The organism is Azonexus sp. R2A61 (assembly GCF_021401135.1).
In the GTDB taxonomy this organism is placed as follows: Bacteria; Pseudomonadota; Gammaproteobacteria; order Burkholderiales; family Rhodocyclaceae; genus Azonexus.
Genome location: NZ_JACBFO010000001.1, coordinates 339372 through 355020, shown reverse-complemented (window position 1 = coordinate 355020; position 15649 = coordinate 339372). Strand labels below are relative to the sequence as shown.

General features: G+C 65.2%; 16 protein-coding genes. 8 read left to right on the top strand and 8 right to left on the bottom strand.

Annotated features, from left to right (window positions below):
- Positions 1-16 precede the first annotated feature (16 nt).
- The 5 genes from trkA to L0962_RS01730 all read left to right on the top strand — a co-directional run bounded on the left by trkA (position 17) and on the right by L0962_RS01730 (position 7367).
- Entirely contained in the window at positions 17-1450 is a 1434-nt protein-coding gene (trkA, locus tag L0962_RS01750) for a Trk system potassium transporter TrkA (RefSeq protein WP_234083130.1), read from the top strand.
- Positions 1451-1460: 10 nt separating this feature from the next.
- Positions 1461-2915, top strand: coding sequence for a TrkH family potassium uptake protein (locus L0962_RS01745; RefSeq protein ID WP_234083128.1), 1455 nt, complete (start codon positions 1461-1463; stop codon positions 2913-2915).
- A gap of 148 nt (positions 2916-3063) precedes the next feature.
- Positions 3064-4131 carry a uroporphyrinogen decarboxylase gene (gene hemE, locus L0962_RS01740; RefSeq protein WP_234083127.1) on the top strand — a complete coding sequence of 356 codons (1068 nt, stop codon included), beginning with the start codon at positions 3064-3066 and terminating at the stop codon, positions 4129-4131.
- Between the two features lie 242 nt (positions 4132-4373).
- A complete protein-coding gene (locus tag L0962_RS01735; protein WP_234083125.1) occupies positions 4374-6356 on the top strand; it encodes a primosomal protein N' in 1983 nt (660 codons plus the stop codon).
- 60 nt (positions 6357-6416) lie between these two features.
- Entirely contained in the window at positions 6417-7367 is a 951-nt protein-coding gene (locus L0962_RS01730) for a hypothetical protein (RefSeq protein ID WP_234083123.1), read from the top strand.
- Between the two features lie 30 nt (positions 7368-7397).
- On the opposite strand, the gene L0962_RS01725 is transcribed toward L0962_RS01730, so the two are convergent.
- From L0962_RS01725 to L0962_RS01715, 3 genes are read right to left on the bottom strand one after another with little or no spacing between them, the layout of a single operon-like run.
- Positions 7398-8606: an MFS transporter gene (locus L0962_RS01725; protein ID WP_234083121.1), complete on the bottom strand. Its 1209-nt coding sequence runs from the start codon at positions 8604-8606 to the stop codon at positions 7398-7400.
- A 42-nt stretch (positions 8607-8648) separates the two neighbouring features.
- Complete coding sequence (locus tag L0962_RS01720; protein WP_234083119.1) at positions 8649-9533, bottom strand: ROK family protein; 885 nt, start codon at positions 9531-9533, stop codon at positions 8649-8651.
- Positions 9533-10180: a class I SAM-dependent methyltransferase gene (locus L0962_RS01715; RefSeq protein WP_234083117.1), complete on the bottom strand. Its 648-nt coding sequence runs from the start codon at positions 10178-10180 to the stop codon at positions 9533-9535. The genes L0962_RS01720 and L0962_RS01715 overlap by 1 nt, the downstream gene beginning before the upstream one ends.
- Before the next feature lie 66 nt (positions 10181-10246).
- On the opposite strand from L0962_RS01715, the gene L0962_RS01710 reads away from it, so the two are divergent.
- Positions 10247-10576, top strand: a complete 330-nt coding sequence (locus L0962_RS01710; RefSeq protein WP_234083115.1) for a DUF1840 domain-containing protein — start codon at positions 10247-10249, stop codon at positions 10574-10576.
- 77 nt (positions 10577-10653) lie between these two features.
- Here the strand turns inward: L0962_RS01710 and L0962_RS01705 are convergent, their stop codons facing one another.
- Both L0962_RS01705 and L0962_RS01700 read right to left on the bottom strand, forming a co-directional pair.
- On the bottom strand, positions 10654-11223 hold the full coding sequence (locus tag L0962_RS01705) for a hypothetical protein (protein WP_234083113.1): 570 nt from the start codon (positions 11221-11223) through the stop codon (positions 10654-10656).
- Positions 11224-11264: 41 nt separating this feature from the next.
- Positions 11265-11627: a cupin domain-containing protein gene (locus tag L0962_RS01700; protein WP_234083111.1), complete on the bottom strand. Its 363-nt coding sequence runs from the start codon at positions 11625-11627 to the stop codon at positions 11265-11267.
- Between the two features lie 65 nt (positions 11628-11692).
- Here L0962_RS01700 and L0962_RS01695 point away from each other — a divergent pair, with 65 nt between their 5' ends.
- A complete protein-coding gene (locus tag L0962_RS01695) occupies positions 11693-12415 on the top strand; it encodes an N-acetylmuramoyl-L-alanine amidase (protein ID WP_234083108.1) in 723 nt (240 codons plus the stop codon).
- Between the two features lie 4 nt (positions 12416-12419).
- On the opposite strand, the gene murB is transcribed toward L0962_RS01695, so the two are convergent.
- From murB to L0962_RS01680, 3 genes are read right to left on the bottom strand one after another with little or no spacing between them, the layout of a single operon-like run.
- On the bottom strand, positions 12420-13427 hold the full coding sequence (murB, locus tag L0962_RS01690) for a UDP-N-acetylmuramate dehydrogenase (RefSeq protein ID WP_234083105.1): 1008 nt from the start codon (positions 13425-13427) through the stop codon (positions 12420-12422).
- Positions 13428-13437: 10 nt separating this feature from the next.
- Entirely contained in the window at positions 13438-14094 is a 657-nt protein-coding gene (locus tag L0962_RS01685; RefSeq protein ID WP_234083101.1) for an HAD family hydrolase, read from the bottom strand.
- Positions 14095-14150: 56 nt separating this feature from the next.
- Positions 14151-15044 carry a LysR family transcriptional regulator gene (locus tag L0962_RS01680; protein ID WP_234083098.1) on the bottom strand — a complete coding sequence of 298 codons (894 nt, stop codon included), beginning with the start codon at positions 15042-15044 and terminating at the stop codon, positions 14151-14153.
- 143 nt (positions 15045-15187) lie between these two features.
- Here L0962_RS01680 and L0962_RS01675 point away from each other — a divergent pair, with 143 nt between their 5' ends.
- A complete protein-coding gene (locus tag L0962_RS01675) occupies positions 15188-15592 on the top strand; it encodes a DoxX family protein (protein WP_234083093.1) in 405 nt (134 codons plus the stop codon).
- Positions 15593-15649 lie beyond the last annotated feature (57 nt).

Genomic DNA, 15649 nt, shown 5'->3' with positions numbered 1-15649 from the left:
TCGGGAAGGGGGAGAAATGAAGGTCATCATTCTGGGCGCCGGGCAGGTGGGCGCCAGCGTGGCCGAGGGGCTGGTATCGGAGGAAAACGACATCACCATCGTCGATCAGGACGCGGCGCGGCTGGCCCATCTGCAGGATCGTCTCGATCTGCGCACGGTGGTCGGCGATGCGGCGACCCCGTCGATCCTGCGCCGGGCCGGCGCCGACGATGCCGACATGGTGATTGCGCTGACCCAGAGCGACCAGTCCAACCTGGTGGCCTGCAAGCTGGCGCACGGTGTGTTCAATATCCCGACGCGTATCGCCCGGTTGCGCTCGCGCGATTTTCTCGAAGACGAAAGCCTGCTGTCGCCGGAACAGTTCGCCGTCGATTTCGCGCTGTGCCCCGAGCAGGTGATCACCGATTACATCAGTCGCCTGATCGAGTTCCCGGAGGCCTTGCAGGTCCTCAACTTCGCCCGCGGCCGGGTCAGCCTGGTGGCGGTACGCGCTTACGAGGGCGGCTTGCTGGTCGGTAAGCCGATCCGCGAGATGCGCGATTTCCTGCCGCCGGAAACCGATGCCCGCATTGCCGCGATCTTCCGCGGCAACCAGCCGGTTTTCCCCGATGGCGAGACGGTGGTCGAGGCCGGCGACGAAGTGTTCCTGCTGGCGGCGGCCGAACATATCCGGCCGGTATTGCGGCAGTTGCGGCGGATGATGAACCGCGTCGAACGGATCATGATCGCCGGCGGCGGCAACATCGGCCTGCGCCTGGCCACGGCGCTGGAGAAGCATTACGAGATCAAGCTCATCGAAGGTCGCCGCGAGCGCGCCGAACTGCTCGCCAACGCCCTGAATCAGACGCTGGTCCTGCTCGGCGACGCCACTGACGAGGAACTGCTCGAGCAGGAAAACATCGCCGAAATGGACCTCTTCCTGGCGCTGACCAATGACGATGAAGACAACATCATGGCCGGCAGTCTGGCCAAGCGGCTGGGCTGCAACCGTGTCGTCGCGCTGATCAACCGGCGGGCCTATGCCGAGATGATCGAAGGCGGCCCGATCGACATCGGCATCTCGCCGGCCCAGGTATCGATCGGCACCCTGCTCGCTTATGTCCGTCAGGGCGATGTCACCGAAGTCCATTCGCTGCGGCGCGGTGCCGCCGAAGCGCTGGAAATCGTCGCCCACGGCGACCGCAACACGTCCAAGGTGGTCGGCCGGCGCATCGATGAGGTCGATTGGCCGCACGGCGTCACCGTTGCCGCGCTGGTGCGCAATTTCGACCGGGCGATGGTGGTCGGGCAGACCGATGACTGGACGGCGATCACCCGCTACGGCGAAGTGGTCATTGCCCACCACGACACGGTGATCGAGCCGGAAGACCACGTGATCATCTTCTGTACCCGCAAGAAACTGGTCAAGAAGGTCGAGAAGCTGTTCCAGGTCGGCTTCCATTTCCTTTGAGAAACCGGCGATGACCCGCTTCGCTCCGGTCTACCGCGCGCTCGGCCTGCTTTTGATGCTGTTCGGGCTGACCCTGACGGCGCCCATTCTCGTCTCCCATCTGACCAGCGATGGCGCGGAGTGGGTGTACGACGAAGTGTTCCTGCTGACCGTGCTGAGCGGCACTTTCCTGTGGTACCGCTACCGTCACTGCCGGCGCGAACTGAACGTGCGCGACGGCTTTTTGCTGGTCGTGCTGGTGTGGACCGTACTGCCCGCGTTTTCCGCGCTGCCGTTCATGATCCAGCTCGGCATGACGCATACCGACGCCTATTTCGAGGCGGTATCGGCGTTGACCGCAAGCGGGGCGACGATCATTGCCGGCCTCGATCAACTGCCGAAGTCGATCAACCTGTGGCGTTGCCTGATGCAGTGGATGGGCGGCATGGGGCTGATCGTGCTCGCCGTCGCCATCATGCCGATGCTTGGCATCGGCGGCCGGCAGATGCTGCAGACCGAAGTGCCCGGGCCGATGAAGGACAACCGGCTGACGCCGCGCGTGACGCAGACCGCCAAGGGGTTGTGGCTGATCTACGTGGCGATGACCGGCCTCTGCGCATTGGCCTACCACTGGGCCGGCATGAGCGGGTTCGACGCCGTCTGCCATGCCTTCACCACGGTGTCGCTCGGTGGATTTTCGACGCACGATGCCAGCCTGGGTTACTTCGCTTCGCCGACCATCGAATGGATCTGCTTCGCCTTCATGCTGTTCTCCGGCATCAACTACGCGACGCACTTTCTCGCCCTGACCGGCCGTTCGCTGCTGCCCTACGGCCGCGATCCGGAAGCCGGCTGGTTTGTCGGCATCCTGCTCGTTTCCGGCTTCGTGATCGCCAATTACATCTGGAAGGAAGGCAGTTTCGACGATATGGACACCGCTTTCCGGCACGCGATGTTCAACGTCGTCTCGGTGGCGACGACCACCGGCTACTCGATTTCCGACTATGGCCAGTGGCCGATGTTTGCCGCACTGTGGATGCTTTTCCTGTGCAGTTTCGCAACCAGCGCCGGTTCCACCGGCGGCGGCATCAAGATGATGCGGGCGCTGCTGCTCTACAAGCAGGTTTACCGCGAACTGGTCCGTGCGATGCACCCGTCGGCCGTCTATAACGTCCGTCTGGGCGGTGCCGTGGCGCCGCAATCGGTGCTGTTTGCCGTGCTGGCCTTCGGTTTCGTTTACATGGTTGCCATCGTCAGCATGACGCTGCTGCTGGCCTTCACCGGGCTGGACATCGTCACCGCCTTTTCGGCCGTCGTCGCCAGCATCAACAACACCGGACCGGGGCTGGGGCTGGTCGGGCCGGCATCCAACTACTCGGTGCTCGAGGATTTCCAGACCTGGGTCTGCATCTTTGCCATGCTGCTCGGGCGTCTGGAGATATTCACCTTGCTGGTGGTGCTGACGCCGGCGTTCTGGCGGAAATGACCCGGACTTGACGTGCCGGGTTCGGCGCATGGGGCCGAACCCGTTGTGAAGTGCCAGCGGAAAAACGCCGCAAAACCCTTTCCCAGCCGTGACCTTCCCCGAGGAATCCCGGATAATCTCCCTTTTCCGATTTCTGGCGGAGTTGACCGTGAGCCGACCCAAGAACGATACCTTCCTGCGTGCCCTGCTGAAGGAGCCCACCGATTACACCCCGCTGTGGCTGATGCGTCAGGCCGGTCGTTATCTCCCCGAATACTGCGAAACCCGCAAGCGGGCCGGCAACTTCCTGAACCTGTGCAAGACCCCGTCGCTGGCCTGCGAGGTGACGCTGCAGCCGCTCGCCCGCTACGATCTCGACGCTGCGATCCTGTTTTCCGACATCCTCACCGTGCCCGATGCGATGGGCCTCGGCCTGTATTTCGCCGAAGGCGAGGGACCGAAGTTCGAGCGCCCGCTGCGCGAGGAATGGGCGATCAACAACCTGAGCGCGCCGGATCCCTACGAGCATCTCGGCTACGTCATGGATGCCGTCTCCGAAATCCGTCGCGCACTCGACAACTCGGTGCCGCTGATCGGCTTCTCCGGCAGCCCGTATACGCTTGCCTGCTACATGATCGAAGGACAGGGCTCGTCCGACTTCCGCCACATCAAGGGCATGATGTACAGCCGGCCCGACCTGCTGCACAAGATCCTGGCGGTGACCGCCGATGCGGTGACCAGCTACCTGAACGCACAGATCGACTGCGGCGCCCAGGCGGTGATGATCTTCGATACCTGGGGCGGCTCGCTGTCGGCTGCAGCCTACCAGGAGTTCTCGCTGGCCTACATGCAGCGCATCGTCGCCGGCCTGAAGAAGGAAAAGGACGGTCAGCGCATCCCGAGCATCGTGTTCACCAAGAACGGCGGCCTGTGGCTGGAGAAGATCGCGGCGATCGGCTGCGACGCGGTCGGCCTCGACTGGACGATCGATATCGGCGAAGCCCGGCGCCGGGTCGGCGACCAGGTGACCCTGCAGGGCAACATCGACCCGAACGTGCTGTTCGGTACGCCGGAAACGGTGGCCGCCGAGGCGAAGAAAGTGCTCGACAGTTTCGGTCCAGGCAATACCGGCCATGTGTTCAATCTGGGCCACGGCATCTCGCAGTACACACCGCCGGAAAACGTGTCGGTGCTGGTCGATACCGTCCATGCCCATAGCCGTTTATTACGAAAGTAAGGATGCATTCATGGCTGCGGGGGCTTGACTTATGCACAGAGTCCGGTTTCCCGTTGTCCAGGCGGTGCTGAAATCTGCTTGACAGGGTTTTGATAATTCAAGCTATTGATTTTTAATGGTTTATTTCTTTGCCCAATATTTCGGCAAAGTAACAAAAGCCTTACGAAACGCCCACTTAGCCCAGCTATCCCTGGGCAATCCACAAAGTTATCCACAGCTTCTGTGGACAAGCCCGAGACCCCATGGCCATCCTGCGCGTCGCTCTCGATTTGCCGCTGCACCGGCTGTTCGACTACCGCTCGGACGGGGCGTCGCCGGCCGATGTCGGGCGGCGCGTGCGGGTGCCATTCGGACGGGGCGAGAAGCTCGGCATCGTGGTCGAGGTGGTCGGCCACAGTGACTGGCCGCTCGAGCAACTGAAAGCGGCCGGTCCGCTGCTCGACGATCTGCCGCCGCTGCCGCAGGATTTCTTTGCGCTGGCCGATTTCGCCAGCAGCTACTACCAGGCGCCGCTCGGCGAAGTGTTGTTGTCGGCGCTGCCGGCCGGCCTGAAGCGCCTCGATCCGCCGGATCGACGTGCCGGCCGGGCGAGCAAGGCCAAGGCGGCGGGCGCTTTGCCCGAACTGACGGCGGAGCAGCGGACGGCGATCGACGCACTGGCGGTCGACGGCGGTTTTTCGGCAAATCTTCTATTCGGCGTGACCGGCAGTGGCAAGACCGAGGTTTACCTGCGGCTGGTCGACAAGGCGTTGACCCTGGGCCGCCAGGTACTGCTGCTGGTCCCCGAAATCAATCTGACACCGCAGCTCGAAGCGCGTGTCCGTTCGCGCTTTCCGGCGCGCAACGTGGTCGCGCTGCACAGCGAACTGGCCGAGGCGGCCCGCGAGCGCCACTGGCGGGCCGCCTTCGCCGGTGAGGCGGACATCGTGCTCGGCACGCGGCTGGCGGTGTTTACGCCGATGCCGCGGCTCGGCCTGATCGTCGTCGACGAGGAGCACGATGCGTCGTTCAAGCAGCAGGACGGCATGCGCTATTCGGCACGCGATCTGGCCGTCGTGCGCGCCCGTCAGCGCGGTGTGCCGGTACTGCTCGGCTCGGCGACGCCATCGCTGGAAACCTGGGCCAATGCGCAGGCCGGCCGCTATGCCTTGCAGACCCTGAAGGAGCGTGCCAACCGGGAGGCATCGCTGCCGGCGGTCGACATCCTCGACACGCGCCGGCTGATTTTGCGCGAAGGCGTTGCCGATCCGCTGGTGGTCGCCATCCGCGAGCGGCTGGCGCGCGGCGAACAGAGCCTGGTCTTCCTCAATCGCCGCGGCTATGCGCCGGTACTGGCCTGTCCGGCCTGCGGCTGGGTGTCGCGCTGCCAGCGTTGTGCCGCCAATCTGGTGCTGCACACCGCCGACCGTCGTCTGCGCTGCCATCACTGCGGCTTCGAGCATCGCATACCGCGTGCCTGCCCGACCTGCGGCAATCAGGACATCCATCCCTTCGGCCGCGGTACACAGCGCGTCGAGGAGTGGCTGCAGAAGGAATTCCCGGAGGCGCGCATCCTGCGCGTCGATCGCGATTCGGTGAAGAGCCGCAAGCAGTGGGAAGCCGTGCTGGAGCGCATCCACGGCGGCGAGGCCGACATCCTGATCGGCACGCAGATGCTGGCCAAGGGACACGATTTCCCGAAACTGACGCTGGTCGGCGTACTCGGTGCCGATTCGGCGCTGTTCGCCGCCGACTGGCGCGCGCCGGAGCGCCTGTTCGCCCAGTTGATGCAGGTCGCCGGGCGGGCCGGACGGGCCGAACTGAAGGGCCGGGTGATTGTCCAGACGCAGTATCCGGATCATCCGCTGTTCGCCGCGCTGGTCGCCCAGGATTACCCGGGATTCGCTGCCGTTCAACTGAAGGAGCGGGAGCAGGCGGGCTTTCCGCCATATGCCTTCCAGGCCGTGCTGCGTGCCGAAGCGCCGGCGATGGCCGATGCGATCGCTTTCCTCGAAACCGCCGCGGCGCTGCCGGTGATCGGCGAACACGATGCGGTGATGCTCTATGACCCGGTGCCGATGCGCATGGCCCGGCTGGCCAGCCTGGAGCGCGGTCAACTGCTGGCCGAATCGTTTTCCCGGCCGGCCCTGCAGGCCTTCCTGCCGCGTTGGCGGGAAGCGATCGAGGCACTCAAGGCGCCGGCGAAACTGCGCTGGCACCTGGAAGTCGATCCGCTCGAATTCTGATCCCGGGCACACGGCACGTCCCTTGCAGTGAATCGCTCCCGAACACCGCAAGGAGCGATCATGAAAATCCAGGAATCCCAGGTCAATCTTTCGGCCAGCCACGAGGCAACGCGTACGCGCAGCGTCGAAATCAACACGGAGATGGGCTTTCGCCAGGTCTTCGACAGCTTTGCCGAGGACAGCAACGATCCGGCGGCAAGTCTGCAGGAGCGGGTGCGTCAACTGCTCGAATCGCTGATCGAGAAGATACTGGCGGCAATCGATGGCCGCCCGTGCGAGGAAAAAACTGCCGCCGCCGACCTGCTGACGGCGGATGCCGGCAAAAATGCCGCTTTGCCGGCGTCGACCGCAGGTGGCCGCGAACTGACCTGGCGGACTACCGTTTGCGAGCGGGTCAGCGAATCCGAAAGCACCACGGTCTGCGGCCGGGGCAAGGTCAAGACCAGCGATGGCCGGGAGATTGCCTTCGATTTTGCGGTCGACATGCAGCGCAGCTACGAAAAGGAAAGCTGGCGCGAAAGCAGCGGCAGCGTCGTGTTGCGCGATCCGCTGATGCTGGCCTTCGCCGGCACCGCCTGCGAGCTGACCCAGGAACGGCTGTCCTTCGATCTCGACGCCGACGGCAGCGCCGAGTGGATACCGAAACCCGGCACCAACAGTTGTTTCCTGGTCTGGGATCGCAACGGCAACGGACAGGCCGACGACGGCAGCGAACTGTTCGGCGTCGCCAGCGGCAACGGTTTTGCCGACCTGGCCAAACTCGACGATGACGGCAATGGCTGGATCGACGAGGCCGATGCGGCCTGGGCGCAACTCGGGTTGTGGTCCGGCGACACCTACCAGACTCTGGCCGAGCGCGGTGTCGGCGCTTTGTACACTGCTGCGGTCAACGCACCGTTTTCACTGAAAACCGCCGACAACGAACTGCTCGGCCAGATCCGTGCGGCCGGCGTCTATCTGGCCGAAAGCGGGCAGGCCGGCCTGATGCAGCAGGTTGATCTGGCGGTCTGAGCCTATCGTGCTGGCGGCTTGCCGTGCGGTCTAGCGCTGCCGGCCGCGCAGCAGCAACCAGCCGAAGGCCAGCGCCTGCGCAGCGAGCAAGGTGCAGAAAGCGATCCGGTAGGCCGGGGCCACGCTGTAGCCGCCGGCCTGCAGGACATCGACCAGCCCGCCGATGCCCCATTGCAGGCCGAAGGCGCCAACGAACACGAACAGGTTGAAAGCCGTGTTGGCCCGGCCGGACCATTGCTCCGGAAAGGCCTGGGCGACCAGCGAATAGGCGATGTTGGACAGTGAGAAACAGGCGCCGAGCACCGGCCAGAGCCAGTTGCCGACGTGCGCCGGAAAGGCGCACAGCAGTGCGAAGGCGGCCAGGGCGGTAGCCATTGCGCTGCGATAAATCCGTTCGAGCGGCATGCCGCGGTGAACCAGCCGGGTGGCAAAAAAACCCATGAACAGGAATCCGCCGAGCATGGCTGAGCCGATCCAGGTCAGGCGGGCGGCGATTTCGGCGGCGTCGAGTGCCTCGATGACGCTCATCCAGCGCGATGCCCACAAGCCCTGCACGGCCATGAAGCCGCCGGTGAAAAACAGGCCCATCGGCGCATAGCGCCAGAAATGCGGATGGCGGAGGATGTCGCGTACGCCGCGCAGTTGCTCGCCGAAACCGGCGCGCTCGCCGTGGCTCGGCTTGTCCGGGACGAACCGCCAGAGGGCGACGGCGACGATCAGCGTCAGTGCGGCCAGCGCCAGCATGATCTCGCGCCAGCCGACGATATCCAGCGCCAGCTTCAACGGACCGGCGGCGGCCAGCGCACCCAGGCCGCCGGCGGCCATGATCCAGCCGGTCATCGAGGCCAGCCGCTCCGGCGGGAACCACTGGGCAAAGGCCTTGAACGACGCCATCAGGCAAGCCGATACGCCGAGACCGATCAGCGCCCGGCCGACGGTCAGTTCGCCGAGGCCGCCGGCCAGTCCGTAGAGCGCGGCACCGGCCGCGGCGACGGTCAGCAATCCGGCTTCGACACGGCGCGGGCCGTAACGGTCGAGCAGGATGCCCAGCGGCAACTGGGCAGCGCCGAAGGCGAGGAAATAAGTGCTGGTCAGCAGGCCGAGCGCGTTGTCGTGCAACTGCATTTCACCGGCAATCAGCGGTCCGATCACGGCATTGGCCGTCCGGTACAGATAGGACAAGAAATAGCCGGCAGCGAACGGCAGGAAGAGCCGGAGCCAGAGCGAAGGGGAATTCACGGCGCGCGTTTCACGTGGAACGTCGGGGCGTCGATTCTGCCATCAATCCCACAGCCAGGCGGCACCGCGCACCCCCGAGGAATCCCCATGGACGGGCGGCAGGATTCTGGTGTAGCAGGCATCGGAAAAGACATGCGGCCGGCAGGCTGCCGGCAACTCGTCGTAAAGCCGGCGGATGCGCGACAAACCGCCGCCCAGCACGATCACCTCCGGGTCGAGCAGGTTGATGACGCCGGCCAGCGCACGCGCCAGTCGTGCGATGTAACGGGTCAGGCTGGCGTTGCAGGCCGGGTCACCGGCATCGGCGGCGCTGGCAATGGCGGCGGCATCGAGCGCGGCGCCGCCCTGGCGTCGATGGTCGGCGGCCAGCCCGGGACCGGATAGCCAGGTTTCGACGCAGCCTCGACGGCCGCAGTAGCAGGCGGGCGAGACGGTCTCGTTGCCGGGCAGCGGATTGTGCCCCCACTCGCCGGCAATGGCATTGGCGCCAATCAGCACTTGCCGGTCGATGATGATCCCGCCGCCGACGCCGGTACCAAGGATCACGCCGAACACGCAACGGGCATTGCGACCGGCGCCGTCCACGGCTTCGGATAGCGCGAAGCAGTTGGCGTCGTTGGCCAGCCGGACTTCGCGCTCGAGCAGACGCGTCAGGTCCTGGCGCAGCGGCTGGCCGATCAGGCAGGTCGAGTTGGCGTTCTTGATCCGGCCGTCGGCCAGCGACTCGGCGCCGGGAATTCCGATCCCGAGGCTACCTTGCCGGCCGAGGCCGGCTTCGCAGTCGCGGACCAGTTCGACGATGGTGTTCAGTGTGGCGGGATAGTCGCCCTGCGGTGTGGACACGCGGCGACGAAGCAGCGGCGTACCGTCATCCGCCAGGGCGATGATCTCGATCTTGCTGCCGCCGAGGTCGATCCCCAGACGCATCAGACGCGGCCGGCGACGCCTTTCACGTTGCCCCAGGTGGAGGTCATCGTGCGCAGTACGCTGGCGCCGGATTCGAGCAGCAGCAGGAACAGGTCGCGTTCGGAATACAGGCAGACCGGGGCCTCGATGCCGTATTTGCGGGCCATCGCCGGCGACAGCGCGCCGAAGCGCTCGTAGATCGACTGTTCGCCGCCGGGATAGCTTTCGCCCAGTTCGGAATGCAGGCCGAGAATCGAAATGAACAGCTTGCCGCCGATCTTCATCTGGCTGAGCAACTGGCGTACCGCCTTCTTGCTTTGCGCGTAGGGCTGCGAGCACAGGCCGCGGCGCAGCACGACGATGTCGAACGGGCGGTGGGTCTGGTCGGGTACCTGCGGAAAATCGCAGGGCAGGAAATCGATGTTGCTGCCGAAACCGGTGGCCAGAATCCGGCCTTCGACTTCCTGGCGCCGCTCGGGCTGGTCGCCGACAGTCACTTGCGCACCCAGTTGCGCGAAACGTGCAGCCAACGTACACCGGCCGGCCGGCAGGATCAGCACCGAAACCCGGTGGTCGATACGCTGCCGCTTGACGCATTCTTCCAGCGCCAGCCGCTCCAGTTCGTCGTTTCCAGTCTCCCAGGGAATGGCGTTAGTATCCATGCTCATCCTTGTCTCCCCCCGCGGGCATTGTGCCCCAAGGGCTGACGGGCGACAACCGAACAAGGAAAACAGATGATCGTTCGATTCGAATCGAGTGAAACCGGCGAACTGCTGATGTTTGCCGAAACGGCGCGGACGCTGCTGGAGATTGTCGGCAAAGCGTGTACGGCCCGTGGCGTATTCACGCCGCCCGAAATGCTGCCTGCCGCCGAAAAGCTCAAGGCGGCAATCGCCGAGGCCCGGCGCAATGTCGAGCCGGAAGACGATGACGACGAGAACCGGCCGCCGGTGCCGCCGGTCGGGCTGTCCCAGCGTGCCTGGCCGTTGATGGACATGCTCGAACGCACGGCCCGGGCCGGCGACAAGGCGCATATCGTCTGGGAAGCCGCTGCCGACTTCTGATCGGCGGCGGAGCGAACTGCCGGGCGGAGATCGTTGTCCGGGAAAGGGAAGCGATCGGGAACGGGCGACGGGGGCTGTCAGAACAGCTCGATGTCGTCGCTCTTTTCCTTCATTTCCGCCATGAAGTGATCGATGGCTTCATGGACCGGCATGCCGCGCATCACCGCATCGAACATCGCCACTTCCTCGCGCGTCGAATATTTTGCCTTGATCTTGTCCTGCAGGCCGACCCATTCGGCGGGATTGAACAGGCGACGCGGTTCGGCGACCAGATCGCTGAGGTCGCCCAGGCTGAGGCCGACGTGGGCCAGGCGCTGGACCAGCTTGTCGTAGAACTGGAAGGCGATGATGGCCTGGTGCATGTTGCCGGAAACCTGCTGCGCGGCATCCAGCAGCCGCTGCCGGGCCTGACCGGCCTCGCCTTGCGCCGGCAGGGTTTCGGCGGTTGCCGAGATGTGCTGCATCGTTTCGGCCATGGCGGTGAACGAATGGGTCAGCACCTCGACCGAGGCGTTGCTGTCCTTCATCGCCGCTTCGATCTGCAGTGCGGCCAGTTCGAGCATCAGGACGGTTTCGCGGACCTGGCTCCAGTTCAGGTCGGGCATGTGGGCGGAGGTTCCCCGCGGCAGTCTGGTCTCGTCGTTCATGTTGGCGTTTTCTTGAGTCTGCAAAAAACTATAACGCAATTTCAGGATCCCCGATCGACCACCACGAAATGCTTGCGCACCGGCACCAGTACGGCGAAACAGCCGGTAAACCCGGCCGGAATCACGCCTGCGTCGCCGGGCCCGAATTCGGCGGCATGGCCATCGTGATCGCTGATCCGGAGGCGTCCTTCGATGACGCAGAAGAACTCGTCCTTGCCCGCCGGAAAGGCGATGTTCCAGGCCCCCGTTTCACAGGCCCAGATGCCGGCCGACAGGTCGCCGCGCGGGCTGGTGAAATGTTCCCAGGTGGTGCGTGCCGGATTACCTTCGACCAGGCGGTCGGGACGCGGGCGGTCGAAGGTCGGTGCGATCTGCTGGCGGGAGAAGACGGTCAGTTCGGGCATGGCGGCGGGCGGAAAAGTGCAGTGGCGGATGGGCGCGTATCTTAATTTGCCGCGATAATCCCCGCATGCCGGTTTTCCTGATTTTTTGCCTGTTGCTGGGGTCGACCGCGGCGGCGGCCGAATTTCCGCCACCGCTGCCGTTGATCGCCATCGATGTCGGCCACGGGGCGAAGGACGGCGGCGCGATCAGCGCGCGCGGCCGCGACGAGTTCCTGTTCAACCTCGATTTCGCGCAGCGCCTCGCCGAGCGACTGGAAACGCGCGGCGAACGCGTGCGCCGGGTCAATTTCGATGGCGCCATCGGCAGCCTGACGGCGCGTCCGAAAGCGGCAGCCGGCAGCGATTTCTTCCTCTCCATCCACCACGATTCGATCGACGAACGCTGGTTGCTGCCGTGGCTCTGGGAAGGCGTCGAGCGCACGCATACGGAGGTCAAGCGCGGCTTCGGGCTGTTCGTGTCGGCCAATAATCCGGACCCGGAAACCAGCCTGCGCTGCGCTTCGGCGATGGGCGCCATGCTGCGCCGGGCCGGTTTCACGGCCAGCGACTGGCATGCCCGCAAGCACCGTGCGGCGGATCGCGATAACGGCGTCTGGTATTACGACAACCTGGTCGTGCTGTATCGCACGACGCTGCCGGCGGTGCTGTTCGAAGCCGGGGTGATCAAGCACCGCGACGAGGAACTGGAACTGCGCGACCCGGAACGTCAGGCGCGCATGGCCGATGCGCTGGCCACCGGGCTGGCCGCCTGCCTGTCGGTGCCGCCGCGCGTCGCGGCCGGCGGGTGAGGGGCTAGAGGAAAACCGGCTCGGCGACCAGGTCGACCGCAAAGCGCTCGCGAACCGCTGCCTGCACCGCGGCCATCGTCCGTTCGACATCGACGCCGCAGGCGCCGCCGCGATTGACCAGCACCAGCGCCTGCTTTTCGTACATGCCGACCGGGCCGAGCGATTTGCCTTTCCAGCCGGCCTGTTCGATCAGCCAGCCGGCGGCCAGTTTGACGCGGCCATCGGGTTGCGCGTAGCTGGGCAACGCCGGATAGCGGGCCTTGAGCGCCTCGGCGCGGTTGCGGTCGACCAGCGGATTCTGGAAAAAACTGCCGGCGTTCGGCAGTTGCGCCGGATCGGGCAGCTTGCGTCGACGGACGGCGACGACCGCGTCGGCGATCTGGCGTGGCGTCGGCGCCGCGATGCCGGCGCCGGCGAGTTCCTGCTGCAGGTCGGCGTAGGCGACGTTCGGCTGCCAGGCCCTGGGCAGGCGGAAGACTACCGAGGCGATGGCGACCCGGCCGTCGAGATGCCAGCCCTGTTGCTTGAACAGGCTGTCACGGTAGGAAAAACGGCAATTCTCGCGGTCGACCGCAAAAAACGCCTTTTTTTCGAAATCCCAGGCGTTGACCGCAAATAAACGTTCGCCGACTTCCAGTCCGTAGGCGCCGATGTTCTGCACCGGCGCGGCGCCGACCGTGCCGGGGATCAGTGACAGGTTTTCCAGGCCGGGCCATCCCTGGGCCAGCGTCCATTGCACGAAGTCGTGCCAGTTTTCGCCGGCACCGGCTTCGACATAGACCGCGTCGGCGTCTTCGCGCAGCAGGCGTCTGCCGGGGATGGCCATGTGCAGCACCAGTCGTTCCACGTCGCCGGTCAGCACCAGATTGCTGCCGCCGCCGAGGACGAAGCGTGGTTCGCTGGCCAGCGCCGGATCGGTCAGTTGAACGGCTTCGGTGATGCGCCGGTAGCGCGCCGCCTTGCCGGGCAGGGCGAGGGTGTTGAAGGGGGCGAGGTCGATATCGTGTTGCATGGGGAACCGTTCAGTCGGCCAGCAGCAGCCCGGCCAGGGCTTCGGGCGTTGCTGCCGCACGCCAGCCGGCGCGCATCTCGCTGCGGTTCAGGCTGCCGTAGCCCCAGGTCACGGCAATGAAGGGCAGGCCATTGGCGTCGGCCGATTCGCCGTCCTCGCTGCGGTCGCCGATGTAGATTGCCTGATCGCTCGGAATCCCGCGGTCGGCGAGCAGGCGAGCGATCATCGCCGCCTTGTCGGGCAGGCGCGGGGTGAACAGGTCGAGTGCATAAACCTCGGCGAAATATCCGGCCCAGCCGAGATGCTCGAGGATCAGCCGGGTCGGATGAATGCGCTTGTTGGTGGCGATCGACAGCGTCAGCCCGGCGTCGGCCAGTCCGGCCAGCAACTCGCCGACACCGGCGTAGGCTGCCGTCGCCCGGTAGCCGGTACTGTCGTAGCTGGCCTTGAAGGCTTCGGCCAGGCGTGCGATCTGCGCTGTATCGGTACTGCCCGACAGCAGTTGCAGGGTCTCGGTCAGCGGCGGGCCGATCACGCTGTCGTCGATGGCGCGCACCGCCGCCATGCCGGTCTGTGCGAAGGCGTCGCGGAAGCTGGCGAGAATGGCCGGGGCCGAATCGATCAGGGTGCCGTCGAGGTCGAAGACGATGTGCGGGTAGCGGGGCATGGCGGAAAAGCGGCGGAAGGGATGCGAAGGATAGCGCGTTTGCGCTGTCGGCCGGGTCAGGAAAAGTCGGCCTTGCCGAAGGTGTTGCGCAGGAAGTCGGTGAACGCGCGGACCGTCTGCGAGGTCTGGCGGTGCTGCGGATAGACTGCACTGATGGCCAGCGGCGGCGGCAGGAAGGTGTCGAGCACGGTGTGCAGCCGGTTGTCGCGCAGGGCCCGGCCGACGATGAAGCTGGGCAGGCAGACCACGCCGACGCCGGCGATCGCCGCGGCGCAGGCCAGTTCGCCGTTATTTGCCCGCAAACGGCCGTTGACCGTGAGATTGAAGGGTTTGCCCTGGCGCTTGAAGCGCCATTCGACGTGCGGGCTGTGGCCGTAGAGCAGGCAGTCGTGGTCCTGCAGGTCCTCCGGCGTCTGCGGCGTGCCGCGCCGGGCCAGGTAGTCCGGGCTGGCGCAGACCAGCAACTGGGTCAGGGCGATCTGCCGGGCGACCAGCGAGGAGTCGTCCAGTTCGCCGATGCGTAGCGCCAGGTCGTAGCCTTCGCCGACGATGTCGACGAAGCGGTCGCTCAGGTCCAGTTCGATCCGTACTTCCGGATACAGGCGCATGAACTGCGCGATGGCCGGCCCGAGGTGCAGCGTGCCGAAGGACATCGGCGCCGAAATCCGCAGCGAGCCGCGCGGCGCGGCGTTGCGGTCGGCGACCAACTGTTCGGCCTCGTCTACCGCTTCGAGAATCTTCACGGCCCGCTCGTGGTAGCTGCGGCCGGTGTCGGTGACGCTGAGCTTGCGCGTGGTGCGAACCAGCAGGCGGGCGCCCAGGCGCTTTTCCAGCGCCATGATGCGCCGGCTGATGAACTGTTTGGTAACCCCCAGGCGTTCCGCCGCAGCGGTGAAGCTGCCGGTGTCGGCGGTGACGGCGAACATCCGCATGTCTTCGAGCTGGTTCATTCTGTCAATTCAAAAGAGACAATTAATCGCATGTTAGCGTCTTTTTCGATATATCGGGTGACAGTAAAGTTCGTCCAACGGTTGCCGCGAAACCAACGCAAGCCGGACTGACCACCACCCGATATGCCCCGAAAGGAAATGCCATGAACACCCAAACCCACGCCCTGACCGATGTCGCCGCCGTCGTCGGTCGCCTGCTGCTCGCCGCGATCTTCCTGATCTCCGGTTTCAGCAAGCTGGCCAACCCGGCCGGTACCATCGGCTACATCGCTTCCTCCGGTTTGCCGCTGCCGGAAGTCGCCTACGCCGGTGCCGTTTTCGTCGAAGTGTTCCTCGCCGCCGCGCTGGTCCTCGGCTATCGCACCCGTCTGGTCGCCGCCGGCATCGCCGGTTTCACGCTGGTCACCGCTTTCGCCTTCCACTTCAATCTCGGCGACCAGAACCAGTTCATCCACTTTTTCAAGAACATCGCCATTGCCGGTGGCCTGCTGCAGGTGATCGCTTTGGGCGGCGGCAAGTTCTCGCTCGATGCCCGACGCACCGCTTGACCCTTTCACCGATCGACCGGATGCCGCTCCCCGGCATCCTTCTCTAAAAAGGAGTCC

What these genes read in the sequence shown, in the direction of transcription:
- L0962_RS01720 (WP_234083119.1), bottom strand. Translation starts at nt 9,533, where the DNA reads ATGCGTCTGGGGATCGACCTCGGCGGCAGCAAGATCGAGATCATCGCC.
- L0962_RS01680 (WP_234083098.1), bottom strand. Translation starts at nt 15,044, where the DNA reads ATGAACCAGCTCGAAGACATGCGGATGTTCGCCGTCACCGCCGACACC.
- L0962_RS01700 (WP_234083111.1), bottom strand. Translation starts at nt 11,627, where the DNA reads ATGCCCGAACTGACCGTCTTCTCCCGCCAGCAGATCGCACCGACCTTC.
- L0962_RS01710 (WP_234083115.1), top strand. Translation starts at nt 10,247, where the DNA reads ATGATCGTTCGATTCGAATCGAGTGAAACCGGCGAACTGCTGATGTTT.
- L0962_RS01685 (WP_234083101.1), bottom strand. Translation starts at nt 14,094, where the DNA reads ATGCCCCGCTACCCGCACATCGTCTTCGACCTCGACGGCACCCTGATC.
- murB (WP_234083105.1), bottom strand. Translation starts at nt 13,427, where the DNA reads ATGCAACACGATATCGACCTCGCCCCCTTCAACACCCTCGCCCTGCCC.
- L0962_RS01735 (WP_234083125.1), top strand. Translation starts at nt 4,374, where the DNA reads ATGGCCATCCTGCGCGTCGCTCTCGATTTGCCGCTGCACCGGCTGTTC.
- L0962_RS01730 (WP_234083123.1), top strand. Translation starts at nt 6,417, where the DNA reads ATGAAAATCCAGGAATCCCAGGTCAATCTTTCGGCCAGCCACGAGGCA.
- trkA (WP_234083130.1), top strand. Translation starts at nt 17, where the DNA reads ATGAAGGTCATCATTCTGGGCGCCGGGCAGGTGGGCGCCAGCGTGGCC.
- L0962_RS01705 (WP_234083113.1), bottom strand. Translation starts at nt 11,223, where the DNA reads ATGAACGACGAGACCAGACTGCCGCGGGGAACCTCCGCCCACATGCCC.
- L0962_RS01715 (WP_234083117.1), bottom strand. Translation starts at nt 10,180, where the DNA reads ATGAGCATGGATACTAACGCCATTCCCTGGGAGACTGGAAACGACGAA.
- L0962_RS01675 (WP_234083093.1), top strand. Translation starts at nt 15,188, where the DNA reads ATGAACACCCAAACCCACGCCCTGACCGATGTCGCCGCCGTCGTCGGT.
- L0962_RS01695 (WP_234083108.1), top strand. Translation starts at nt 11,693, where the DNA reads ATGCCGGTTTTCCTGATTTTTTGCCTGTTGCTGGGGTCGACCGCGGCG.
- L0962_RS01745 (WP_234083128.1), top strand. Translation starts at nt 1,461, where the DNA reads ATGACCCGCTTCGCTCCGGTCTACCGCGCGCTCGGCCTGCTTTTGATG.